Origin of the sequence: Moritella sp. PE36 (genome assembly GCF_000170855.1) — a bacterium.
Lineage (GTDB): Bacteria > Pseudomonadota > Gammaproteobacteria > Enterobacterales > Moritellaceae > Moritella.
This window is the reverse complement of the sequence record NZ_ABCQ01000002.1, coordinates 53195-76710: the sequence shown is the minus strand read 5'-3', so window position 1 is coordinate 76710 and position 23516 is coordinate 53195. Positions and strand designations below refer to the sequence as shown.

Genomic DNA, 23516 nt, shown 5'->3' with positions numbered 1-23516 from the left:
ATTAGAATCCCGACAAAATGTGGAAGGCACCGATGACCAATTTAATTAAAAACGTAACAGATGCATTTAATTCAGTACTTAATTACGCACCGACTCATATTGTGCAGGCGCCAGGTCGGGTGAACCTGATTGGCGAACACACCGATTATAACGATGGTTTTGTATTGCCTTGTGCTATCAACTATCAGACCGTGGTGGCCGCGGCAACGCGTGATGACAATATTGTCCGTGTGATTGCGGTAGATTACGGTAATGAAACCGATGAGTTTGATATTACCCAGGCCATTACATTTCAAGATAATAAAATGTGGGCGAATTATATACGTGGTGTAGTGAAGTACTTGCTGGAACGTGGTTTTGAATTTAAAGGGGCAGACATTGCAGTGAGTGGTAATGTGCCACAAGGCGCAGGGTTAAGTTCATCTGCGGCCCTTGAAGTGGTTATCGGTCAAACGTTTAAAGAGCTATATAATTTGGATATCAGCCAAGCTGAAGTGGCGTTAAATGGTCAGCAAGCTGAAAACGAATTTGTCGGTTGCAACTGCGGCATCATGGATCAAATGGTGTCGGCAGAAGGTAATGAAAATCATGCCATGTTACTTGATTGCCGTAGCCTTGAAACGACCGCGGTATCAATGCCAGAAAACATGTCTGTGGTGATCATTAACTCGAATAAAAAACGTGGCTTGGTTGATTCTGAATACAATACCCGTCGCGAACAATGTGAAGAAGCAGCCCGTGTTTTTGGGGTGAAAGCGTTACGCGATGTGTCTATCGAAACATTCAAGGCCAAGGAACATGAACTTGATGAAATGGTAGCGAAACGTGCTCGCCATGTGATCACCGAGAATGATCGTACTGTTGAAGCGGCAAGCGTATTGGCGTCGGGTGACATGCAGCGCATGGCAGAACTGATGGCTGAATCGCATGCGTCAATGCGTGATGATTTTGAGATCACGGTAAAGGAAGTTGATACCTTAGTCAACATCGTCAAAGACGTTGTCGGCATTGCTGGTGGTGTGCGTATGACGGGCGGTGGTTTTGGCGGTTGTATTGTTGCGTTAGTACCACCTGCATTAGTTGATTCGGTTCGCTGTGCGGTTGAAGAACTGTATGAACCTGCTACTGGTTTGAAAGAATCTATCTATGTGTGCCAAGCAAAGAATGGCGCTGGCTTAGTGGCAACACTTTAGGGCATGACTATAGATCACGACTATAGATCAGGATAATAAGGCATGATGATGAATGAGCAAGCTAACTTGTTCGACAGTATGACGGCCGAGGCGGCTTTTGATGGCCGCCCAGCTCAGTTGTTCGAACTGAAGAATAACAACGGCATGACTATCGTACTGATGGACATTGGTGCTGCATGGTTAAGCTGCAAAGTGCCTGTAGATGGCGAACTACGTGAAGTATTGCTGGGTCAACGTAATATGCCAGACTTTCAACAGCAGCAAAGTTATATGGGGGTGACAGTCGGGCGCGTTGCTAATCGTATTGCCAAAGGACAGTTTTCCATTGCTGGTGTTGATTACCAAGTCGATATTAACCAAGCTGGTAATACCTTGCATGGTGGTACGACTGGCTTTGATAAACGCCGTTGGGCAGTGATTGAACATAGTGATGCAAACTGTGAAAACAAACAAAGCCCGAGTCAAGACAACCAAAGCATTAGCCAAGACCGAAATAGTGTTGAATTTGAACTTGTTTCACCGCATGGCGATCAAGGCTTTCCGGGTGAGCTAACAGTTAAAGTCAAATATCAGCTTACCGATAATAATGAAGTGGTGATCAGTTATTATGCCACTACGACCCAAGCGACACCGATTAACTTGACCAATCATGCTTATTTTAATTTGTTGGGCGCTGACAATCATTTATTAAGAATAGACAATCGTCAACTTGCTTTAGGGCATACATTAACAGTGAATAGTGATGCCTTTTTACCGATTGATGATGTTGGGATCCCGACGGGCGATTGGCTGCCGGTAAAAGACAGTAGTTTTGACTTCACTGCCGCTAAAGTCATTGAGCAAGATTTTATGCAAGATAGTCATCAACAAGCTGCTAAAGGTTATGACCATGCGTTTATTTTAAATAAAGCATGTTTAGATGGGGACTTGGCTGCAAGGTTAACGTCGCCAGATAATTTACTGACGTTAGGTGTGTTTACCACGAAACCTGCCTTGCAGTTGTATACCGGAAACTGGTTAGCGAACACGCCTAATCGTCATGGCGGCGAGTATCAAGATCATGCTGGTATTGCGCTTGAAACTCAGTTTTTGCCTGACGCGGTGAATAATCCGCAATGGGATCATCCAAGTACGATCCTGCAACCAGAAGAAACCTACCAGCATCAAACTTGTTATCAGTTTAGCGTGTAGGTGGTGTGTTACTGACAAGTCGCTCCTATGTTTATTTATGTGATTGTGTGCGCTTATTTATAGGCCTAGCTAATGGCGGTTTGTGACAACACACGGGGATGTGCTCGGCATTGTCCTTTATATTTTTATCAATAAACTTGTAGTAATTTTCTTTGGTATGCGTCCACCAATCGTCGTGAATCTCAGCCCCATGTTTTTGGATTATGTCTTCAATACCATCGAGGCAAAGATTACTGGCATCGTAGGCTAGATATATTTTATTTTCTTCATCATTATATGATACATCATCAATGCCAAAGAGATGCTCGATCTCATCGAGCAGCGCATGGCGATTGGCTGCACTCACATTATTTAAACGCAGATTGCGAATGACTAGGTTAGCTTCTTTGACACCCGCTCTGTGTGTTAGGTTATTCATCGAATTATCCTTATATTGATATTAACGAATTGTTGTCGCTGTATATTCGGTTTAACTGACTATTAAAGTACCTGAGTACATTTTCATCGGGCAATGAAAGGCATATTCACCTGGCTCCATTGCTGGTAACTCGATAGTTAAACTTTTATTAAGCGGCAGTTCTCTGCTTATTTCAAAGTCAGGAAATATAACGGTTGTTGCACATGGACTGCCATCTTTTCGTAAAAACTCAATTGTCGTATTTTTACCCGATGGAACCTTGATCCTCGCGGGTTGATAAATACCACTATCAACGACAATGGTTTTATTTTCTGCGGTTAGCTCTGTTGCATCTGAGGGCTTGTAAATCCAAAACCACCAAACAATGAATGCAATTAACCCTAAACCTAAAATATTGATGAGTATCATAATAAACTCTCTATTGTTAAATTATATTGTTCATTTATCTTGTTAAAATAGCGTGTTAAGTTCTAGTGATTTTGTGGTTTAAACAAACGTAATCTATTTGCATTCATCACTACGGTTAATGATGATAATGCCATTGCCGCACCTGCGACTACCGGGCTAAGTAACAGACCAAAGAAGGGGTAGAGTACACCTGCAGCAATAGGTACACCTGCCATGTTATAAACGAAAGCGCCAACCAGATTTTGTTTGATATTTCTTAGCGTTACTTTACTCACTGCTATAGCATCGGCAAGCCCATGCAGCGAACCGCGCATTAAGGTAATATCCGCGCTTTCAATCGCGACATCGGTGCCGGTGCCGATGGCAAATCCGACGTTCGCGAGCGCTAATGCGGGTGCGTCGTTGATACCATCTCCTGTCATACCAACGATCTCGCCCTGATGTTGTAACTCAGCCACTTTATTGGCTTTATCTTCAGGTAGTACTTCAGCAAAGAATTCAGTGATCCCAACTTGTTTGGCCACGGCTTGGGCTGTGTCTCTATTATCACCAGTCAACATGATCACGCGAATGCCATTATTTTGAAGCCGTTTTATTGCGGATATAGAATCTTTTTTGATGGGATCGGATACCGCTATAATCGCGCTAAGTTTATTATCAATAGCCAGATACATAGGGGTTTTAGCATCGTTGGCCAATGCTTGCGCTGTTTCTATGTATTCATCAAGACTTATTCCATTTTCAGTCATGAGTTTTTCATTACCAAAAAGCAAATGTTGCCCTTTAAAGTCAGCTTTAACACCGCGACCTGAAATAGCCTCGAAGTTACTGACGTCTTCTAAATGAAGATCACGCGCAGTGGCTGATTCAACAATCGCTTGCGCTAAGGGATGTTCAGAGCTTTGCTCAATATTAGCGGTCAGATTCAATATAGTGTTTTCAGTATAGGCATCATGGGTAACGATAATATCGGTGACTTTTGGCGAACCTTCGGTAATGGTGCCTGTTTTATCCAAAATCATGGCGGTAATTTTTGACGCTGTTTGCAGCGCTTCACCATTGCGAATAAGCACACCCGCTTCTGCAGCTTTGCCTATCCCGACCATGACTGACATTGGCGTGGCTAAACCGAGAGCACAAGGGCAGGCAATGATAAGCACGGTACTGGCTGATATGATGGCAAAGGCGACTGCAGAATCGGGGCCAAAGTTAAGCCATACCAAGGCACTTACAACCGCAATGATCATGATAGCGGGCACGAAATATGCTGAGATCACATCGGCTAAACGACCAATAGGCGGTTTAGAGTTTTGCGCTTGTTTAACCATATTAATGATTTGCGCAAGGGCTGTATCTTTGCCTATACGGGTCGCTTTGAATAATATGGCCCCTGACTTGTTGATTGTCCCAGCAATTATTTCATCGTCGATGGCTTTTTCAACCGGCATCGGTTCACCGGTTAACATGGATTCATCGATTGAGGTATATCCTTGAATGACAATACCATCAACCGGTATTTTTTCTCCTGGTCGAACGCGTAATACATCGTTAACAACCACATCTTCAATTGGCATATCCATTTCTTTGGTTTCACTGATCACCCGCGCGGTTTTAGCTTGTAAACCGATTAAGCGTTTAATAGCTTCACTGGTTCGGCCTCTGGCTTTGACTTCTAATGCTAGGCCTAAGTTAATTAAACCGATGATCATCGCACTGGCTTCAAAATAAATGTGCCGCGCCATTTCAGGTATGATAAAAGGGAAAAGCACAACGACCATGGAATAAAGCCAAGCTGTGCCTGTACCTAAAGCAATTAAGGTGTCCATATTGGCGTTATGGTTAACGAAAGATTTCCAGGCGCCGACAAAGAAGTGTTTACCAGAAAAATACATGATGCCAGCACATAATAGACCGATGAATAACCAAATCCCACGCTCCAAGCTGGTATCAACAGTCATGGTGCCACCAATAATACTGTAGACCATGAGCGGTACACCAAGACCAAGTGCAATGGTCATCTGCTTTAGTAAAAGGCGGTAATATTTTTGATCTGCAACTTCTTTTTCATCAAGTAATTGGGCAACCGTTGCATCACTTGTGCTTTTTGCGCCATAACCTAACGACTTAATTTTGTTAATTAATGTTTCTGGGTTGACGTTTCCTATGACTGATACGGTTCTGAGTGCAAAGTTCATGTGCGCACTTTCAACACCATCAATTGCTTTTAGTGCTGCTTCTATTTTACCAACACAACTTGCGCAGCTCGCACCTTCTACAACGAATTCATGACCATCGTGACTTTCTTTGGATCTATTCATTAGTAGCATCCTTTTATGTGATTGAAATATTGTTCGCTTATTTATCGGCTAAATTTTGTCATTAAGTTAACAATAGCCTTTACCCTAACTGGAAGGTCAATCTTCTGTGAGGGTTTAAATTAATTTAAAAATAATGCCGTAATAATTTCAAATTAGGCTTTACCTTCCAGCTAAGGTAAACCTTAATGTTTATCTCAAGGTCAAACCTGAAACAAGGTAAGTAGTCATATATTTAAACTTCTGGAGGTTACATATGTTTGGTTTTCATGAATTTCATTGGTTAATGCCTATTTCAATGGTGATATTTTGGGGTTTACTTTTCTACCTGTTATTTTCGGGTCTAAATAAAAAATTGAGCGTGGAGTCGCCTGTTGATATAGCGAAACGACGATTCGCAAGCGGTGATATTAGTGCTGAAGAGTTAGATGAAATAAAGACAAAGCTGTAAGACACTCGGGTCGTACATTTGCAGCTAGATAATAATTGAAGTAAGACAAAAGGTGAAAAATTATGAAGATGAATAAACTGTGTAAATTGATGTTAGTACTGTGTTTAGGTCTGCCATTAGCCTATTTTGTATTCGTTGGGAATATGTCGCTGGTGGCGATAAGTAGTAGCTTACTTATACCGCTGATTTTATGTGTAGTAATGATGTTCTTTATGATGAAAATGATGGGTTGTGATAAGAAAGAAGAAGATAAAGAGACGGATACAGAAATTAAAAACCAAGAACATGATAAGAATTAATAATGTCACAAAATGCAGATACAAAAAAACCGGCGAGGTGACTCGCCGGTTTTATTCGTTATTAACTTAACTGTTAATCACTGTAAGGTACGATTTAGAATGAACCGTAGATTACTGAAGTGATAGCCATAAGACCACAGATAGTAACGAAGATGTTAGCTGCTTTATTGCTAGCATATTTTTGCATCGCAGGTACTTTCTTGATTGCGTACATTGGCATTAGGAACAAGATAGCTGCAATCATTGGTGCGCCAATTGTTTCGATAAGACCTAGTACACTTGGGTTGATAATTGCTACAGCCCATGTAGTTAGTACGATGAATGCGATAGAGAAAGTACTGATGTTCTTCTCTGATGCTTTTGGTGCAACTTGCTTAACTAGACCGTTTAGACCTTCTTGAGCACCTAAGTAGTGACCGAAGTAGCTAGACGTAATCGCTGCGAATGCTACGAAAGGACCAAAGTATTGAATTAATACTGAGTCATGTACGTTTGCAAGGTAAGACAGAATTGAGATGTTTTGTGCTTTAGCTTCTGCTAGTTGCTCAGGTGATAGTGATAACACACAAGAGAATACGAATAGCATTACAAAACCAAGTAACATTTGACCGGCACGTTTACAGATAAGATCTGATTTTTCTACTGCGTTGTCACCGTAAGATGCGCGTTGTGCTTTAGCAAACTGGCTGATTACTGGAGAGTGGTTGAATGAGAACACAATCAGTGGAATCGCTAACCAGATAGCAGGTAAGAAAGATGATGCTTCAGGTACCACTGTTACCATGCTTGTATTCCAGCTCGGAATTAAGAATATCGATAGACCGAATAAGATGAATACGAGTGGGTAAACTAATGCTGATGTTGCTTTAAGCATTAAGTCTTTGCCGAATAGGATCATCGCAGTCATTGCTAAAATTAGACCACCAGATAGTAACCAACGTGGAATACCGCTTACTTTATCCATTAATTGAACACCAGCTTCGTTAAGCATCGGTGCGCCATCAGCCGCTAGGCGTGGGATTTCAGTGAAGATATCAAGTTGGTTAACAATGAAACTTTCGAATGTATTAGTAATACCAACACCGTAGATTAATACGATAGGGTAGATAGCAAAGAAATAAGCAAACGTAATTAGTTTTGCAGCGCCTTTACCAAAATGTTCTTCAACAACATCAGTGATGTCTGAATCTGGATTTTTTGATGATAGAACGAAGCGAGCAAGTGATCTATGCGCGAACCACGTCATTGGACCTGCAAGCAATGCAAGAGCTACTAACGGCCAAAAACCACCTAAACCTGCTTTAATAGGTAAGAATAAAACACCAGCACCTACTGCTGTGCCGAATAAACTTAATACCCATGTTGTGTCTGCTTTGTTCCATTTAGCAGCGTTCGTAGTGCTGTCCGTGATAGTTGTAGTTGCTTGTTCTGACATTTCTATTTCACCTGTAATATTGCGCTGTATCTTAACTGCTGCCTAGGATAATGATTTGAATTTTATTTAAAGTGATGCAGATCGCCTTTTTGCCTCTAACCTAAAAAATCCCCTGTATTTATCAAAATAATTTGATTTTTTACGTATTTTTTATTAACAATCTTTGCGTTTGTATGTTTATCGAGCGCTTGGTTGTTTTTGTTCTGGTTTGTGTTGTCGTTAAGTTCCATTTCAGTGTTTTATGCTTTCATTTGGGTGTAAATTGGTTTTAACCTTGTTCCTATAATGATCTATAAAACACGAAGGTAGCTAATAAGGGGTAGTTTCGTGTGTTTTAACAAGTTGTTAGCAATTGATTTATATACACAGATCACACTAATGCTAGTAGGCTTCAACTTTATTTGAGTGCTACTTTCAGATGTTTCAAGGTGAAATCAGTGCATATGCCTAGTTTTGAGTATTCATCTAGTAGTAATATCGAGTTTTCGGCGGATATTTCTGCATCTAAAGAGAATAGATGCGGAAATATTTATGCGTAGAGTTTTATCCTGCTATTACTTGGTCGGGTAGATAAAATATCCGCGAGCAGCGTAATGGTCTGATAAATCCCAATTTCCCCAAAGCGATTTTGTCAGTACGCGAGGGGCGAATATTTCTTGGCTGGCACTGATTGGCTGTAAATTATCATTCCCTGTTAATGTGTAATCCAGATATTCTAAATAAGGTTTTTCTGCCCAATTGTTAGTGTTGGAATCAAAAGACAGATTGTGACCTTTATTCTCTGGTTCGGTGGCATTAAGAATATATGCCATTTGATCACGATCACCGGGCAAGCCAATTTTGTTGACGTTGAAGTCACCCGCTAAAATGACAGCTTCGTCGGCAGGAATGTTTTGTTCGCGAATAAACTCACCCATTTCTTCTAGCTGGGCTAAACGTGCCGTGCGGTTAGTATCGTCATCAGACGATTGTGTGTGCGTAGCAAAGACATGGTAAATGTAACCTTGCTTATTAATACGGGTATAAATAACCCCACGTGTTGCAGCACACTGAATACCACTACAGTTGGTATACTTTAGGCTCTTTTCTGCTTCTACAGGCCAAGGCGTTAAGATACGCGTACCTGATTGCATGATTTTACCTAACTTAAACATTTCGCTGCTGGTAAAACTATATTCTTTACTGAGCTGTTTAAGTAATTTGCTTGTTCGGATTGGATCAAAGACCTCAGTGAGTACCAAAACATCATAACCTGACATTACCGCGGGCATTTCCGTTAAACGGCTATCGACTTTTTTAGAACCGAATATGGTGGTGGCCCAAATGTTGTAGCTTAATAAGCTAAATTCGTTACCGGGTCCGATAGTGGGCTTTTTATCATGCAACTGTAATACGTAATTTACCTTGCCACCTTGGTGTAGATTTTCACTATTAAAGGCGATGGTATTGTCATTATCGGCAAGTTGGATCTCAAACCGCTGAATAGTATTGTCGGTTTGTGGCGCGATGGTCAGTTCACTGCTATCGAAGCCAAAAGCGAGTTCATCCTCGGTTACCTTCTGCGTTAAATTAAAGCTGTAATCAGCGTTACTCAGTGAGATAGTTATATTCTGTTCTACATTAGTGCGGGTAATATTAGCCACGTCAACGGTACTCAATGGCATCACTTCTGTTGTTAATAAGTCGACATTATTACCTTCTTCAATATACGCATATAAAGTATGAGGCGTACTATTGGTGAATTGAATAATAGTATGGCGTTCCGTGGGCACTTGGCTCATCGCCATTAATGCTGGCGTGAACATGTACAGCCAGAATAAGACGGTTACTTTCTTTAACATAAAGATCCTTATTTTTGTGTGCGTTTTATGACTAACCCAGCGGGAGTATAAAATATTATTTTATATATTAAGTACGCATAGTAGGCAGTTTTGGTGACGGTTTGATTAAAGTGTTATTTTTTATGTTTAAAGTTGATTGGTGACACTTGCTATTTCAAGGATGAATTTAGATTGTTTGCGCAATTTAAAATGCATATTTATTATTTTTGTAGTTGGGTATTGCTTTTAGTTGACATTTTTAGGTGTTAAACACTAGTGTTTATGGGTTTTTATAGATTTTAATACTTGTCTTTGCTGTTTATTTGGGTATAACACCTGCTATTGATTGAATTTAGCAAACTTGGTACGGATAAATGGCTGCAATACAGAATAATGATGGTGCGTCTCGAGGACATTTTGGTTCTCGTTTTGGTTTTATAATGGCCGCGGCAGGTTCTGCTGTAGGTATTGGTAATATTTGGGGTTTCCCTACGCAAGCGGCAAGTAATGGCGGCGGTGCGTTCTTAATGGTGTATTTATTCCTTATCTTTCTACTTGGCTATCCAATGTTAGTTGCCGAACTGATGGTGGGTCGTCATGGTCAAACTAACCCAGCAGATGCGATGGCTAAACTAGGTCGCTCTCCTGCAACAAAAATTATTGGTCGTTTGATTGGTCTCGCGTCAATTATCTGTGCGGTGATGATATTCAGTTTCTATGCCATACTTTCTGGCTGGTTCGTCAGTAACACACTGGCACCTATTGCGGCTATGGTTGGTGCCGAGGAGGCAAGCCGTTGGTTAATCGATTTCTCATTATCTCGTAATATCGTATTTACCTTAGTATTTACATTGATGTCTATTTATGTGATTCAAAAAGGCGTACAAGATGGCATTGAAAAATGGTCAAAGCGTTTAATGCCATTATTATTTTCTATCTTGATTGCAAGCGTGATTTATATCTTGTTTCAACCCGGTGCGAGTGAAGGTGTTGCGGCGTTATTTACGGTTGATTTTGAAAAAATAATGCACTCAGATGTACTCATTGGAGCGCTTGGTCAGACATTCTTTTCGTTATCTATTGGTACCGGGGTGATGATGATTTACGGCTCATACCTTAAACCAAAAGAAAACATCAGTAAGTTAGCGGTACAGGTAACCTTTATAGATACAGGAGTAGCCTTCTTAGCCGCGATGTTAATCCTGCCAGCTATGTATGTAGCTAAGCATAATGGTGTCATTATCTTTGATGCTGACGGTAACTTGCTAAGTTCAGATACACTGGTATTTACAGTACTTCCAGCGTTGTTTGCGACGATGGGTGCGGTCGAGCATATTGTGGCTATCATCTTCTTTGCGTTGATGTCAGTAGCTGCATTAACATCGGCAATTTCGGTAGTCGAAGTGCCAACCAGTTATATCGCGGATAGAACAGCTATGTCACGTAAGAAAGTAACGTGGATTGTTGGCGCGGCACTGACAACATTAGCGATGGTTGTTGTGACGAACTTTGATTTGATGTTTGGCTTCATGATCACGCTATCAACCGAAATTATGCAACCACTCATATGTTTAGGTCTGGCTATCTTTACGGGTTGGGTATGGCATCGTAATAGCCTACTTGCTGAAATAAAAGGTCAAGATGGTGCTGATGTAAATGGTATCTTCTGGAAAATATGGCCATTGTATGTGAAGTTTTTTTGCCCTGTTTTAATTATCGTATTAATCAGTACAACGCTTTAACAAGACCTTGCGCCTCAAGCGGTAATCAAGAGATAAACTTGTTTAGGCCAAGGTAGATAGTTTAAAAAAAAGTAAAATAAAAAAGTAAAAACCAAAAGCTCAGTAGCGCAATCTATTGGGCTTTTTCTATTTATACGGTTAGCCATTACTTTCTAGTAAATAGCTGCAAACTCATCAATTTCACAGAAAAGAACTACCCTTGACTAGTAGCCCGCTGTAAGGCTGTAAACACTTACCTCGAATAAAAAATTACTTAAATAGACAGGGAAGAATCATGAAAAAGACATTATTAGTCACAGTAATACTCGCTAGTCTTGTTCCTACAGCACAAGCCACCGTTAATGTGTACACAGATGATGCCCACCAGGTTGATTTGTATGGCCGTGCTTATGGCGCTTATATTTATCAAGATGGTAACGATGTAAAAAGTGATGGTCGTTCAGATAGCTATTTTCGCACTGGCTTTAAGGCCTCTTCAAATTTAGCTGATGATTTAACTGGGCTTGCGCGTATTGAGATGCAATTTGAATCGAGGGATAACAGTGACGCTAATTCAACCTCTAAAACGCGGTTGATGTATGCCGGATTAAAAAATGATCGGGGACAACTGACCTTTGGCCGTAACTATGCCGCCGATGAAATTATTGCGGATTGGGCCGATGCTGGCACCACTAACTATTCGGGTAATCCCGCGATTGGCAACTTAAATCGACAAACCAATCTTTTAAAATTGGAAATGAAGGTGCTTGATGATGCCCTTAATTTAGTGGCGCATATTCAACCGGAATCCAGTGTTGATGCTAGTAGTGGTAATGACAGCCAATCAAGTTATTCGCTTGGGGGGGTTTATGGTTTTGATTTCGGTCTGGAGTTAGGCGCAACCTATACCGGTGTCATGACAGATGATTATGGTGCTAACTCAGATTCTGATCGTTCCACCTTTCTAACTGCTGTGCGTTATAAATACCAAGGCTTAACCGCATCTATTGTCGGAGATATTACCAATAATGACTCGGGAGTCGATGACTGGACGGCCTATGAGTTATCTCTCGCTTACACCTTGGATAAACTAACGGGTACCTTTACTTATAAACAACGTGATACGGACACTATAAGTGATAATACGGTCGACCAAGCCGCAGTTGGACTTGCTTATAAGTTTAATTCCAACTTCCGTGTGGTGACTGAATATGTCATTGAAGGCGTTGATGCTAAAGAAGATCAGTGGCATATGGCTGCACGATATGACTTTTAGTTAATTACTTACTATTTAAGTTTCATACAAAATAGCCCAGTAGAGCGATCTACTGAGCTATTTTTATTTTTTTCTGATAGAAATTGATAATAGATTTTACTACTCACAGATTGCGACTATTAATCATTAGTCACTGCTAATCGCAGCAAACTCCGCATTGGTTAGCTGCTTTAGGTCTAACGGGCTTAGTTCGATCTCTAAGCCGCGACGACCCGCGCTGACATAGATTGTTTCATGTGTTTGTGCTGAACTATCAATGATAGTGAGTAAGCGTTTCTTTTGTCCCAACGGACTCACCCCACCAAGTACGTAACCCGTCGAGCGCATCACATCATTCTTATCCGCCATTACTGCTTTTTTGGCTTTTGCTACTTTGGCAATGGCTTTTAAATTCAACATTGCGGTAACTGGCACTACAGCAACGACAAGCTTCTTATCTCCAACATCGACTACCAGTGTTTTGAATATGCGTTCGGCGGCGACGGCCATTTTTTCCGCCGCTTCTAAACCATAAGATCCAGCACTCGAATCATGTTTATATTCATGGGTTTTGTGGGCTACTTTTGCTTTTTTAGCTAATTTTACTGCTGGAGTCATACTATTTATTCAGCCTTTTTATGTAGTGTTATTACTAAATGTCGCTGTATTATTAAATATCGAAGTGTAGTGGTTTTTCAGACTTATCTTTATTTTTCATCACGTCTGCTAAGCTGTCTTCAAGTTGTAAATACAGGTCACGATAAGCGGTATTAAACTTATCGTCTTCGCTATTATTCAACCAGGTTTGGTATAAGGTTGTTTTACTTTGCTTTTCAATTTCTTTAAAGGTGAGCTCTACTTCTTTTGCTTGGTGTTCACTAAAGCCTAAATTAGTCAGGGCATGAGAGCCGAGTATTAAGGCTGAATGATAGGTTTCGCTGACCACATGATCAGCGCCTGCATGGCGTAGGGAATAACCATGGCCACGGTCATAGGCACGGGCTAATATTTTGACTTGTGGGTAATGTTGCTTGATGTAACGTACCAGGTCAACGGCTCTGGCTTTATCATCAATGGCGACGATGAATAAACTGGCGTTAGCGATCCCTGCTGTTTCAAGTAAACGTAGTTGGGTTGCGTCACCAAAATAACTTTTCATGTTAAATGAGCGCACTCTTTGGATCATACTAACGTCATGATCCAGTACCACGGTTTTCACGCCATTAGCAAGTAACAGACGATTGACAATTTGGCCGAAACGGCCGATACCAGCTACGATCACATCACCTTGTTCATCAATATCATCGCTTGCTTGTTGATTAGTTTTATCGACATAGCGGGGCAGTATCACGCGGTCATAAAAGATAAATAACGCGGGCGTTAAGAACATAGACAGGGCAACAGACAATGATAAGGTCTGTGCTAAGTCAACCGGTAGTACATGGTTGCTCACAGTAAAGCCGATTAATACAAAGCCAAATTCACCAGCCTGCGCCAAGCTGAGGGCTAATAACCAGCGATCACTGCCTTTGATCTTAAATACTAAGGTTAAAATAAACAGCACTAAACTTTTGACTAACATTAAGGTTAGGGTGATCGCGAGAATGGTACTGATGTCGTTAAACAAGATAGTAAAATTAATACCCGCGCCCACGGTCATAAAGAATAAACCGAGTAACAGCCCTTTAGATGGTTCTATCGTTGTTTCTAACTGATGTCTAAACTCACTGGTTGCTAGTACCACACCGGCTAAGAATGCACCCAGAGCAGGAGATAGCCCGACTAAATTCATGAGTGCGGCAATACCTATTATCAGCATTAATGCTGCGGCCGTAAAGATCTCAGGTACTTTAGAGCTTGCCACAAAGTTAAATAATGGTCGACTGAGGTAATGACCACCGACAATCACACCGGTGATCGCCACTATGATCACCAGCGCGTAATAAATGCCAGAAATATTGGCGACTAAGGATAACTCTTCATGTTGCGCGCTGGCTGCTTGTACGGCATTTTGTGCCTGCTCCACTAACTCTGGAATAGCTAATAAGGGAATTAACGCCAGCATTGGGATCACGGCGATATCTTGAAACAGTAATACTGAGAATGCAGAGCGCGCACCTTCGGTTTTTGTCAGGCCTTTTTCGTTAAAGGTTTGCAATACTATCGCGGTAGATGACAGTGAGAATACCAAGCCAATGGTCAGCGCAAGTCCCCAGTCTAAATTAAGCGCAAGGCCGATGCCCATTATTGCAGCCGTCGTCAAACCAACTTGTAATCCACCTAACCCTATCAGACGATGGCGCATATCCCAGAGCATGCGCGGTTCTAATTCTAGTCCCACTAGAAACAGCATCATCACCACACCAAACTCGGCAAAATGCTGGATGGTGGCGGTTTCACTGCCGACTAAGCCAATAACAGGGCCGATAATAACCCCGGCAATTAAATAACCGAGTACAGAACCTAAACCCAGACGCTTGGCGATAGGTACAGCGATAACTGCTGCAAACAGATAGATGAATGCTTGAATGAAATAACCTGTCATAGCGCTTCCTTGTTCCTTAAGGGGGCAATGCGATGAATGATCTACAGTACTAAAAAATAAATTGTAGTGCTAAAAAAGCCCTTAGCACCATTCTATCATCACCATCGTTTGCGATAGTCATAATAATAGGCACTAAGGGCTTAATTGGTAAAGCGTTATACCCAAGCTATTTCAAGATGCACAATCAGCAAACCGAACGGAGAGGATATTCAAGGCATTAAGTCGATGATTTAGTTATTCTCAATCAAGACGTCTAACGCCGAAGATGCCTTCGTTCGGCTTGCCCTAAGGGAGGCGAGCAGGAATAACAGCACCGCGTTACAATATTTGAAAATGGAATAACCATTATCTACATATTGCGCCTTGTTCTGATATCCCTGTTCGTCTCTGATATAGCATCTTGAAGTAACTTAGGTATATATTTTGTTTATGTGCGACTATTTAACTGTCGCAGCTTTCATTGGCGTGACAAACTCAGCCAGTTCTTGCAGCATTTGTGCATTATCACCTAGATTTTTCTCGATGATATTTACAATGGCTGAACCGGAAATTGCACCTGCAGCACCTGCTGCGACAGCTTGTTTCACTTGCTCTGGTGATGAAATACCAAAACCAAGTAGACAAGGCGCGGCATTAAATGATTTTAGCTTGTCTAATAACGGACCAATAGGCATTCCTGCTTTGGTTTCTGCACCTGTTACACCTGCGCGGCTAAGCAGGTAAGTGTAACCAGACCCTTGCTCTGCTACCAGTTGCAGTGTCGCGTCATCGGCATTTGGCGGTGCGATGTAGATACTTTCGATACCGACTTTATCGCCAGCTTCTTTAAATTGCTGACCGTATTGTACTGGTACGTCGGCAATCAATAATGAGTCAACGCCAGCCGCAGCGGCTTTAGCCATAAACTTATCGGTACCGTTACCGTAAACCAGGTTGGCATACAGTAATAAACCAATGGGTATTTGCGGGTATTTCGCGCGGATCTCGGTGAGCATTTCAAAACAGATATCTGGGTTGATCCCCACGTTTAATGCACGTGATGTGGCTTTTTGGATCGTTGGGCCATCAGCCACCGGATCCGAGAATGGAATACCCAGTTCTAACGCGTCAGCACCTGCTGCAATTAGCGTTTCGATGATCGCCATTGATTGTTCGCGGTTTGGATCGCCAATCGTTACAAATGGAACGAAAGCGCCTTCATTTTTTTCTGCGAGTGCAGCAAAAGTTTGTTGATAACGTCCCATTATAATGCTCCTTTACCTTCAAGAATATCAGCAACGGTAAAGATATCTTTATCACCACGACCCGATAAGTTCACCACTAAAATTTGTTCTTTATCCATATCCTGTTCCATCATCTGTAGTGCATACGCTAATGCATGTGATGATTCTAACGCAGGGATAATGCCTTCTTTACATGATAATAACTGGAATGCGGCTAATGCTTCATCATCGGTTACTGACGGGTATTCTGCACGGCCAGTGGTATATAGATGCGCATGTTGTGGACCGACTGATGGGAAATCCAAACCAGCTGATACTGAATATGATTCTTGGATCTGACCATAGTTATCTTGCATCAATAATGAGTGCATACCAAAGAATATCCCGTTAGTACCTTCGGCAATTGGCGCGCCATGCTGACCAGTCGCAATGCCTTTACCTGCAGGTTCAACACCGTACAGTTTGACACCTTCTTCCTCGATGAAGTCATTGAATATACCAATGGCATTCGAACCACCGCCTACACAGGCAATCACAGCATCAGGTAAGCGACCTTCTGCTTTTAAGATCTGTTGTTTGGCTTCTTCACCGATCATTTTTTGGAATTCACGCACAATCGTTGGGAATGGGTGAGGACCTGCAGCAGTACCCAATAGGTAATGGGCATTTTCGTAGTTGGCAGACCAGTCGCGTAATGCTTCGTTACAGGCATCTTTTAATGTGCCTGCGCCAGAATCAACGGGAATGACTTCGGCACCCATTAACTTCATGCGGAATACGTTGGGCTTTTGGCGTTCCATGTCTTTCACACCCATGTAGATGCGACATTTGAGACCCAGTAACGCACAGGCTAGCGCAGATGCAGTACCGTGTTGGCCTGCGCCTGTTTCTGCGATGACCTCGGTTTTACCCATGCGTTTAGCCAGTAATGCTTGACCCAATACTTGGTTAGTTTTATGCGCGCCACCGTGAAGTAGATCTTCACGTTTTAGGTAGATCTTAGTTTTTGAACCTTTAGTAATGTTACGGCATAGCGTCAATGGTGTTGGACGACCCGCGTATTCATTTAACAGTTTCTGAAACTCTGCTTCGAAGGCCGGATCATTTTGTGAATCGATAAATGCATCTTCTAATTCATCTAATGCAGGTATTAAGATTTGCGATACGTATTGGCCGCCAAATTCGCCAAAAAAGGCATTAAGTTTTGCCATGATAAGTTCCTTTAATAATGTCTAAGCGCGCTAAATGCCGCGATAATTTTGTCTGTATCTTTAATACCGGGTGCTGATTCTAATCCTGAGTTTAGATCTAGCCCTAAGCAACCGAGTTTCGCTGCGTCTTGTACGTTGTCAGGTGTTAAACCGCCTGCCAGCATCAGTTGACTGCAATCTTCAGGTGTTAATAACGACCAATCAAATGTCTGTCCTGTGCCACCTGATTGTCCCGCCACCTTACTATCAACTAAATGACGATCAACCTTGGCTTGGCTTAAATCGGGTGCTTGTTCGCTAACCCCGTGCGCTTTCCAAATTTGTATGTCGTTATTGAGTAAGGTTTTTAATATCGCAATGTAGCTTGCATCTTCGCTGCCGTGTAATTGTACCGCGGCTAAACCTAAGTGATTAGCCAGCTGGGCCACGACTGTTGCTTGTTCATTCACAAATACACCCACGTAAGCTAGTGGTGCAGCTGCAATGACCTGTTGCGCTGTTGCTACGTTAACACAACGTGGTGATTTTGGTGCAAAGATAAGTCCGCCATAAATAGCGCCTTGTTCATACACTACTTTTGCATCTTCTGGACGGGTAAGGCCACAGACTTTATTGTCACCTAAAATTAACCGGCGACAAGCTAAATCAACGTTGTCTTGCGACATTAATGAACTGCCAACCAAGAAGCCATTTGCGTAGTTGGCTAAATCACGGACTTGTTGGTTATTGTAGATGCCCGACTCTGAAATGATGATACGATCACTTGGGATCTTCGGGGCAATCTCTTTGGTGCGGTTTAAGTCAATGGATAAGTCGCGTAGGTCACGGTTATTAATGCCGATCACTTTTGCATCTAGCGCAATCGCACGCACTAATTCTGCTTCATTACTGACTTCGGTAAGCACGCCCATGTTTAAGCTGTGAGCGACTTTTGCTAAGGCGATATATTCTGCATCATCTAATACAGATAACATTAATAGCGTTGCATCGGCTTGGTATAAACGGGCTAAGTAAATTTGGTATTCGTCAATGATAAAATCTTTGCAGATCACCGGTTGCGTAACGATATTACGTACTTTAGTGATGTAGTCAAAGTCACCTTGGAAGTATTTCTCATCCGTTAATACAGAAACTGCAGCCGCATAGTTTTTATAGACGCCAGCAATTAACTCTAAATCAAATTCTGGGCGAATGAGCCCTTTTGATGGGGATGCTTTTTTACATTCCAGAATAAACTTGGTTGGTTTACCCGATAACGCGGCATAAAAGTCACGATCTGTCGGTGTTAAATCAGCAATGAAACTCGCTAATGGTTGGCTGATTTTGCGCGCGGCAACCCAAGTCACTTTATCGTCAACAATATTCCCGAGAATGGTTTGCTGTAACTCTTGCGTTAACATTTATGCTTCCTTCCTGTTGTTAAGACTAAGGTTAAGACCAAGACTAAACTTGCTGACTTTTTGCTGCTAGCTGGTGGATTAGGGCTAATGCACGGCCATCATCAATTGCCGCCATGGCTAATTCTGTGCCCTGTTTAAAGTCGGTGGCTAACTTGGCTATCACTAATAATGCCGATACGTTGATGGCAACGGCGGCTTTTTGTGCGTCACTGCCGTGACCTGATAACAGACGTTCGATAATAACTTTGTTTTCTGCAGCATTACCACCACGTAGTTCGGCCACGTCATAACGCTGCACACCAAAATCGGCAGGGCTTAAAGTGTACTCAGTGATCATGCCATTATTTAATTCGGCAACTTTGGTTTCACCGTGTAGGGCGACTTCATCTAAACCACTGCCGTGCACGACTAACGCACGGCGCACACCGAGTTTATCCATGGTTTCGGCGATTGGGCGAATTAAACATTCATCATATACACCCATTAACTGTACTTGTGGACGCGTCGGATTTAGCAGTGGGCCGAGCACATTAAAGATGGTGCGGGTTTTGAGGGCTTGGCGCACTGGCATCGCATGGCGAATACCGGCGTGGTATTGCGGTGCGAATAAAAAGCAAATTCCCAATTCGTCCAGGCAGGCTTTTGCTTGTTCTGGGGTTTGGGTTAAATTAATGCCAAACGCTTCCAATAAATCTGACGAGCCTGATTTACTGGATACGCTGCGGTTACCATGTTTCGTCATTTTCAATCCGCAAGCAGCCGCGACAAACGCAGCTGTTGTGGAGATGTTAATGGTATTCATGTTATCGCCACCGGTACCACAGCAGTCGGCATGCAGTTCGTCTATTGCCGGGAAAGGTGTAGCTGCGGCCAATAATGCTTGCGCGGCACCTGCAATCTCGTCTGGCTGTTCACCACGTATTTTTAATGCCGTTAACACTGACGAAAGTACGATAGGGTCCATTTCACCTCGTACCACCGCCGTAAACACGGTTTCTGATTCTTCAAGCGTCAGTACTTGGTTTGCGTATAACTTTTCTAGAATAACGGTGATTGTTGCTGGTGCCGTGTTTTCCGATACGATGTTTGATGCTGCCATGACCTACTCCTTAGGGCTGGTTACTGATGCTGTTGCCCATGCTAGGGTATTTTTTAACAGCTCAGCGCCTTCACTGGTTAATATTGATTCTGGATGAAATTGAAAACCAATTACTTTATCTTCTGGTTGAATAATTGCCATTGGCATACCGTTAAATTCGGCATTAACGGTTAAGCTGCTCGGTACTTTGGTTGCCACTAATGAATGATAACGGGCAACAGGTAACGGCTGACTTAAACCGGCAAACATCAACTGACCATCATGGTTAATCGATGAGGCTTTACCGTGCATGATTTCTTCTGCACGGCCAACGGTGCCACCATACTGTTGTACCAGTGCTTGATGCCCTAAGCAAATGCCAATCATAGGATATTGACCGCGACATAAGCGGATAAGTTCCAACAAGCAACCGGCTTCAGATGGATTACCTGGGCCCGGTGAAAGTACCACAACGGGGTCGTTCTCACATTGGTCTATTTGCTGTTTAATCACTTGTGCACTGATGCTATTACGGTAAATTTTAACCTCATGACCGAGACTGCGGAATTGATCTACTAGGTTGTAAGTAAAAGAGTCAAAGTTGTCTAATAAAAATAAAGTGTTGCTCATGTTGCCTCCGTTACTTAGCGTTGTTAGTTGTTGAGTTAGCTTCTGCTTTCATGATGGCAGCTAATGATGAACCTTGTGCGAGGGCTACGGCATTTAATACCGCGGCTGCTTTACTGCGGGTTTCTTCGGCTTCGGCTTGTGGGTTTGAATCGTAAACTACACCTGCACCAGCTTGTACATAGGCAGTGCCATCTTTAACAAATGCAGAGCGAATAACAATACAGGTATCCATGGTGCCATCACCCGTTAGGTAACCAACGGCACCGCCATAACTACCACGGCGTTGTTGCTCTACTTGACGAACCAGTTCAGCGGCACGGATCTTCGGTGCGCCAACTAACGTCCCCATGTTCATGCACGCTTGGTATGCATGCAGGGCATCAAGGTCGTTACGTAGTTTACCTTTTACACGAGACACTAAGTGCATCACGTAGCTGTAACGATCAACATTTAATAGGTTAGCGACATAACGTGTACCGGGCTGACTGATACGGGCTACGTCATTACGCGCCAAATCAACCAGCATGATGTGCTCGGCTGTTTCTTTCTTGTCTTGGCGCAATTCTAATTCGATACGGCCATCTAAGTCGGGGCAAATCGAACCATCGGCACGGAAACCACGACGGCGAGTACCGGCAATCGGATAAATCTCAACGTCATTGGTTTGCGCATCATATTTCAATGCACTTTCTGGCGATGCGCCAAATAACACAAAGTCAGAATCGTTCAGATAGAACATGTACGGACTGGCGTTGGTTTGTTTTAGTTTGGCATAAGCGGCTAACGAATCTGGGCAAGGTAAGCTAAAGCAACGTGACGGTACCACTTGGAAAATGTCACCTTTACGGATGTAGTCTTTTAAATATTCAACTGTCGCGCAGAACTCACTGTCGCTGATATCAACCTTGATTGTTAGCGCTGCGGCTTTAGACTCTGGCGTTGCCGTTAATACCGTTGTGCACTCCGTTTGGATACGGGCTAATTTTGCTTGGATTTGGTTAAGTGCAGTGGCAAAGTGCTCGCCACCAAAGACACTACCGATTAATTTCGATTGTTGGGTTTGACGATCAATCACAATTAACGTTTCGGCAATATAGAATACAAAATCAGGACAGATATTGGCGCCATCCGGCACACTGGGTAACTCTTCAACACTGGCAATCATGTCATAGGCAAAACAGCCACCGAGGAATAATGCTTCATGAAACGGTGTTTCTGGAATGACACGCTTGATAATGGTCCGCAGGGCATCGAATGGTGATGATGACTGTAAACGTGAATCTTCATCCAAGCTATCGTCAGTCGGCGCAAAGGTTAATGCTAATTTGTGATGACTCAGAGCGGTAATCGCATCGTTGCCAAGTTGAGCTTTAAACTCATCGGCTAAGAAAGGCAGCAGGTTTTCACCGTTCAGGGTTAATGCGGTGAATTCAACCGTGCGGCCAAAACAGGCGATCTTAACGGCGGCATCGAGCAAGATTAAACTTTGCAGAGCGGTCTTGGTGACGATATCAGCCGATTCTAATAATAGGCTGTTACCACTGGGGTGATACATGTGGCGATAAAACGCAAGGGGATCGTCAATGTGCGGACAATCTTGCTGAATCGAATGTAATTTACCTGGCGCTAATAGTTGCGTCATCGCACTTTCCTTGCTTTAGAGTGTCTAAATTTCCAATAAAAAAGCCCGTTTCAATGAAACGGGCTTTAATGTTTATTATTTTTTGTAGATTTACATTTACTGCAGATATCACAAAATCACATGCCCGTTTAGAGAGGGATGTGCCACCACCAACTGATTGTTTGGTTTGTAATATTTTGCATTGCGTTTGAGCCATAAAGTTATCTAAGTAGGTTAAACTTAGGCGGTTAGGGCTATTACTGTCAATACATTTATTAATTTTTGTGTGAAATTGTTAAATAAAACTTATAATGGGGCCTTATTGTGCCTTTTTTGACTTTTTATCGCTGGATATACTCTATTTTATGATTTACGATCTACATTCTCATACCACAGCCTCTGACGGCTCTCTAAGTCCAGCTGAATTAGTCCAACGCGCGGTTGAACATCGTGTTGATGTGTTCGCTATTACCGATCACGACACCACTAATGGCTTACAAGAAGCGCATGACACGATTGCCGCGCATGCATTGCCTATTACTTTGATCAATGGTGTTGAAGTTTCAACTAACTGGCAAAACCATGAAATTCATGTAGTTGGCCTAAATGTTGACCTCGCTAATCCGGAACTGCAAGCATTTTTAGCTGAACAGCGTAGTAAGCGTGAAGAACGCGCGGTTGAAATGGGTAATCGTTTAGCGAAAGCGCGTATTACTGGTGCCTATGAAGGCGCTAAAGCGCTTGCTGGGGATGCCAGTATCACGCGTAGTCACTTTGCCCAATACTTGGTTGAGCAAGGTGTTGAGAATACCTTTCAAAATGTATTTAAACGTTTCTTAGCGAAGGGGAAAACTGGTTATGTGCCACCCAACTGGGCAACAATTGAGCAAACAATAGAAATAATACATCAATCTGGTGGGCAAGCTGTACTGGCTCATCCGCTGCAGTATAAACTGTCAACTAAATGGATTAAAAGATTATTAGCGGCCTTCGAAGAAGCGGGTGGTGATGCCCTCGAAGTGGGACAGCCACAACAAGGTATTACCGAGCGCACCCTGTTGGCCAGTTATGGTCGCGATTATAATTTAGCTGGCTCTGTTGGTTCTGATTTTCATCGACCAAGTAGCTGGACTGAGCTAGGCCGCAATTTATATATCCCCAAAGATTGTACCCCAGTGTGGTCGTCTTGGCTTGAAGCCGATGCGAAACCAGTCGCCACTGCCGAGCAAAATGCTTAAGTGGCGCGAGGAGCTCAAACTAAACAAGTATGAGCTAGAATGGCTAAATAATAGTTAAGCAGTA

General features: G+C 42.6%; 21 protein-coding genes. 7 read left to right on the top strand and 14 right to left on the bottom strand.

All coding sequences use genetic code 11. From position 1 onward, the window contains the following. The first annotated feature begins 32 nt into the window (after window positions 1-32). Window positions 33-1193, top strand: coding sequence for a galactokinase (galK, locus tag PE36_RS02010; RefSeq protein ID WP_043993650.1), 1161 nt, complete (start codon window positions 33-35; stop codon window positions 1191-1193). Between the two features lie 45 nt (window positions 1194-1238). Next, window positions 1239-2384 (top strand): galactose-1-epimerase, encoded by a 1146-nt coding sequence (gene galM / locus PE36_RS02005; RefSeq protein WP_083797964.1) that lies wholly within the window; start codon window positions 1239-1241, stop codon window positions 2382-2384. A 31-nt stretch (window positions 2385-2415) separates the two neighbouring features. On the opposite strand, the gene PE36_RS02000 is transcribed toward galM, so the two are convergent. The 3 genes from PE36_RS02000 to PE36_RS01990 all read right to left on the bottom strand — a co-directional run bounded on the left by PE36_RS02000 (window position 2416) and on the right by PE36_RS01990 (window position 5528). Continuing rightward, entirely contained in the window at window positions 2416-2802 is a 387-nt protein-coding gene (locus PE36_RS02000; protein WP_006030269.1) for a hypothetical protein, read from the bottom strand. Window positions 2803-2853: 51 nt separating this feature from the next. After that, a complete protein-coding gene (locus PE36_RS01995; RefSeq protein ID WP_006030268.1) occupies window positions 2854-3210 on the bottom strand; it encodes a cupredoxin domain-containing protein in 357 nt (118 codons plus the stop codon). 62 nt (window positions 3211-3272) lie between these two features. Continuing rightward, window positions 3273-5528 (bottom strand): heavy metal translocating P-type ATPase, encoded by a 2256-nt coding sequence (locus PE36_RS01990; protein ID WP_006030267.1) that lies wholly within the window; start codon window positions 5526-5528, stop codon window positions 3273-3275. A gap of 253 nt (window positions 5529-5781) precedes the next feature. Here PE36_RS01990 and PE36_RS01985 point away from each other — a divergent pair, with 253 nt between their 5' ends. Continuing rightward, window positions 5782-5976 (top strand): SHOCT domain-containing protein, encoded by a 195-nt coding sequence (locus tag PE36_RS01985; protein WP_006030266.1) that lies wholly within the window; start codon window positions 5782-5784, stop codon window positions 5974-5976. Between the two features lie 62 nt (window positions 5977-6038). Then, window positions 6039-6275 carry a DUF2933 domain-containing protein gene (locus tag PE36_RS01980; protein ID WP_043993646.1) on the top strand — a complete coding sequence of 79 codons (237 nt, stop codon included), beginning with the start codon at window positions 6039-6041 and terminating at the stop codon, window positions 6273-6275. 94 nt (window positions 6276-6369) lie between these two features. Here PE36_RS01980 and PE36_RS01975 read toward each other — a convergent pair whose 3' ends face one another. Together PE36_RS01975 and PE36_RS01970 are read right to left on the bottom strand one after the other, a co-directional pair. After that, a complete protein-coding gene (locus tag PE36_RS01975) occupies window positions 6370-7710 on the bottom strand; it encodes a septum formation initiator (protein ID WP_006030264.1) in 1341 nt (446 codons plus the stop codon). Between the two features lie 554 nt (window positions 7711-8264). Then, window positions 8265-9551, bottom strand: coding sequence for a sphingomyelin phosphodiesterase (locus PE36_RS01970; RefSeq protein ID WP_006030262.1), 1287 nt, complete (start codon window positions 9549-9551; stop codon window positions 8265-8267). Window positions 9552-9904: 353 nt separating this feature from the next. Here PE36_RS01970 and PE36_RS01965 point away from each other — a divergent pair, with 353 nt between their 5' ends. Together PE36_RS01965 and PE36_RS01960 are read left to right on the top strand one after the other, a co-directional pair. Further along, window positions 9905-11272, top strand: a complete 1368-nt coding sequence (locus PE36_RS01965; RefSeq protein ID WP_006030261.1) for a sodium-dependent transporter — start codon at window positions 9905-9907, stop codon at window positions 11270-11272. A 274-nt stretch (window positions 11273-11546) separates the two neighbouring features. Next, on the top strand, window positions 11547-12527 hold the full coding sequence (locus PE36_RS01960; RefSeq protein ID WP_006030260.1) for a porin: 981 nt from the start codon (window positions 11547-11549) through the stop codon (window positions 12525-12527). A gap of 126 nt (window positions 12528-12653) precedes the next feature. Here PE36_RS01960 and ybaK read toward each other — a convergent pair whose 3' ends face one another. From ybaK to PE36_RS01915, 9 genes are all read right to left on the bottom strand, one after another. Next, window positions 12654-13124 carry a Cys-tRNA(Pro) deacylase gene (ybaK, locus tag PE36_RS01955; protein ID WP_006030259.1) on the bottom strand — a complete coding sequence of 157 codons (471 nt, stop codon included), beginning with the start codon at window positions 13122-13124 and terminating at the stop codon, window positions 12654-12656. A gap of 52 nt (window positions 13125-13176) precedes the next feature. Next, window positions 13177-15051: a monovalent cation:proton antiporter-2 (CPA2) family protein gene (locus PE36_RS01950; protein ID WP_006030258.1), complete on the bottom strand. Its 1875-nt coding sequence runs from the start codon at window positions 15049-15051 to the stop codon at window positions 13177-13179. A 437-nt stretch (window positions 15052-15488) separates the two neighbouring features. After that, window positions 15489-16295 carry a tryptophan synthase subunit alpha gene (trpA, locus tag PE36_RS01945; RefSeq protein ID WP_006030257.1) on the bottom strand — a complete coding sequence of 269 codons (807 nt, stop codon included), beginning with the start codon at window positions 16293-16295 and terminating at the stop codon, window positions 15489-15491. After that, window positions 16295-17485 carry a tryptophan synthase subunit beta gene (gene trpB / locus PE36_RS01940; protein ID WP_006030256.1) on the bottom strand — a complete coding sequence of 397 codons (1191 nt, stop codon included), beginning with the start codon at window positions 17483-17485 and terminating at the stop codon, window positions 16295-16297. Before trpB ends, trpA begins: the two co-directional genes overlap by 1 nt. An 11-nt stretch (window positions 17486-17496) precedes the next feature. Beyond that, window positions 17497-18885 (bottom strand): bifunctional indole-3-glycerol-phosphate synthase TrpC/phosphoribosylanthranilate isomerase TrpF, encoded by a 1389-nt coding sequence (gene trpCF, locus PE36_RS01935; protein WP_006030255.1) that lies wholly within the window; start codon window positions 18883-18885, stop codon window positions 17497-17499. Window positions 18886-18928: 43 nt separating this feature from the next. Next, the gene (trpD, locus tag PE36_RS01930; RefSeq protein WP_006030254.1) at window positions 18929-19984 is read right to left on the bottom strand and encodes an anthranilate phosphoribosyltransferase; all 1056 of its coding nucleotides are present in this window, start codon (window positions 19982-19984) and stop codon (window positions 18929-18931) included. A 3-nt stretch (window positions 19985-19987) separates the two neighbouring features. Then, entirely contained in the window at window positions 19988-20593 is a 606-nt protein-coding gene (locus PE36_RS01925; RefSeq protein ID WP_006030252.1) for an aminodeoxychorismate/anthranilate synthase component II, read from the bottom strand. 10 nt (window positions 20594-20603) lie between these two features. Beyond that, entirely contained in the window at window positions 20604-22235 is a 1632-nt protein-coding gene (locus PE36_RS01920; protein ID WP_006030251.1) for an anthranilate synthase component 1, read from the bottom strand. After that, the gene (locus tag PE36_RS01915; RefSeq protein ID WP_006030250.1) at window positions 22210-22431 is read right to left on the bottom strand and encodes a hypothetical protein; all 222 of its coding nucleotides are present in this window, start codon (window positions 22429-22431) and stop codon (window positions 22210-22212) included. The genes PE36_RS01920 and PE36_RS01915 overlap by 26 nt, the downstream gene beginning before the upstream one ends. Window positions 22432-22579: 148 nt before the next feature. On the opposite strand from PE36_RS01915, the gene PE36_RS01910 reads away from it, so the two are divergent. Next, window positions 22580-23452: a PHP domain-containing protein gene (locus PE36_RS01910; protein WP_043993644.1), complete on the top strand. Its 873-nt coding sequence runs from the start codon at window positions 22580-22582 to the stop codon at window positions 23450-23452. Window positions 23453-23516: the final 64 nt, after the last annotated feature.

What these genes read in the sequence shown, in the direction of transcription:
- galK (WP_043993650.1), top strand. Translation starts at nt 33, where the DNA reads ATGACCAATTTAATTAAAAACGTAACAGATGCATTTAATTCAGTACTT.
- galM (WP_083797964.1), top strand. Translation starts at nt 1,239, where the DNA reads ATGATGAATGAGCAAGCTAACTTGTTCGACAGTATGACGGCCGAGGCG.
- PE36_RS02000 (WP_006030269.1), bottom strand. Translation starts at nt 2,802, where the DNA reads ATGAATAACCTAACACACAGAGCGGGTGTCAAAGAAGCTAACCTAGTC.
- PE36_RS01995 (WP_006030268.1), bottom strand. Translation starts at nt 3,210, where the DNA reads ATGATACTCATCAATATTTTAGGTTTAGGGTTAATTGCATTCATTGTT.
- PE36_RS01990 (WP_006030267.1), bottom strand. Translation starts at nt 5,528, where the DNA reads ATGAATAGATCCAAAGAAAGTCACGATGGTCATGAATTCGTTGTAGAA.
- PE36_RS01985 (WP_006030266.1), top strand. Translation starts at nt 5,782, where the DNA reads ATGTTTGGTTTTCATGAATTTCATTGGTTAATGCCTATTTCAATGGTG.
- PE36_RS01980 (WP_043993646.1), top strand. Translation starts at nt 6,039, where the DNA reads ATGAAGATGAATAAACTGTGTAAATTGATGTTAGTACTGTGTTTAGGT.
- PE36_RS01975 (WP_006030264.1), bottom strand. Translation starts at nt 7,710, where the DNA reads ATGTCAGAACAAGCAACTACAACTATCACGGACAGCACTACGAACGCT.
- PE36_RS01970 (WP_006030262.1), bottom strand. Translation starts at nt 9,551, where the DNA reads ATGTTAAAGAAAGTAACCGTCTTATTCTGGCTGTACATGTTCACGCCA.
- PE36_RS01965 (WP_006030261.1), top strand. Translation starts at nt 9,905, where the DNA reads ATGGCTGCAATACAGAATAATGATGGTGCGTCTCGAGGACATTTTGGT.
- PE36_RS01960 (WP_006030260.1), top strand. Translation starts at nt 11,547, where the DNA reads ATGAAAAAGACATTATTAGTCACAGTAATACTCGCTAGTCTTGTTCCT.
- ybaK (WP_006030259.1), bottom strand. Translation starts at nt 13,124, where the DNA reads ATGACTCCAGCAGTAAAATTAGCTAAAAAAGCAAAAGTAGCCCACAAA.
- PE36_RS01950 (WP_006030258.1), bottom strand. Translation starts at nt 15,051, where the DNA reads ATGACAGGTTATTTCATTCAAGCATTCATCTATCTGTTTGCAGCAGTT.
- trpA (WP_006030257.1), bottom strand. Translation starts at nt 16,295, where the DNA reads ATGGGACGTTATCAACAAACTTTTGCTGCACTCGCAGAAAAAAATGAA.
- trpB (WP_006030256.1), bottom strand. Translation starts at nt 17,485, where the DNA reads ATGGCAAAACTTAATGCCTTTTTTGGCGAATTTGGCGGCCAATACGTA.
- trpCF (WP_006030255.1), bottom strand. Translation starts at nt 18,885, where the DNA reads ATGTTAACGCAAGAGTTACAGCAAACCATTCTCGGGAATATTGTTGAC.
- trpD (WP_006030254.1), bottom strand. Translation starts at nt 19,984, where the DNA reads ATGGCAGCATCAAACATCGTATCGGAAAACACGGCACCAGCAACAATC.
- PE36_RS01925 (WP_006030252.1), bottom strand. Translation starts at nt 20,593, where the DNA reads ATGAGCAACACTTTATTTTTATTAGACAACTTTGACTCTTTTACTTAC.
- PE36_RS01920 (WP_006030251.1), bottom strand. Translation starts at nt 22,235, where the DNA reads ATGACGCAACTATTAGCGCCAGGTAAATTACATTCGATTCAGCAAGAT.
- PE36_RS01915 (WP_006030250.1), bottom strand. Translation starts at nt 22,431, where the DNA reads ATGGCTCAAACGCAATGCAAAATATTACAAACCAAACAATCAGTTGGT.
- PE36_RS01910 (WP_043993644.1), top strand. Translation starts at nt 22,580, where the DNA reads ATGATTTACGATCTACATTCTCATACCACAGCCTCTGACGGCTCTCTA.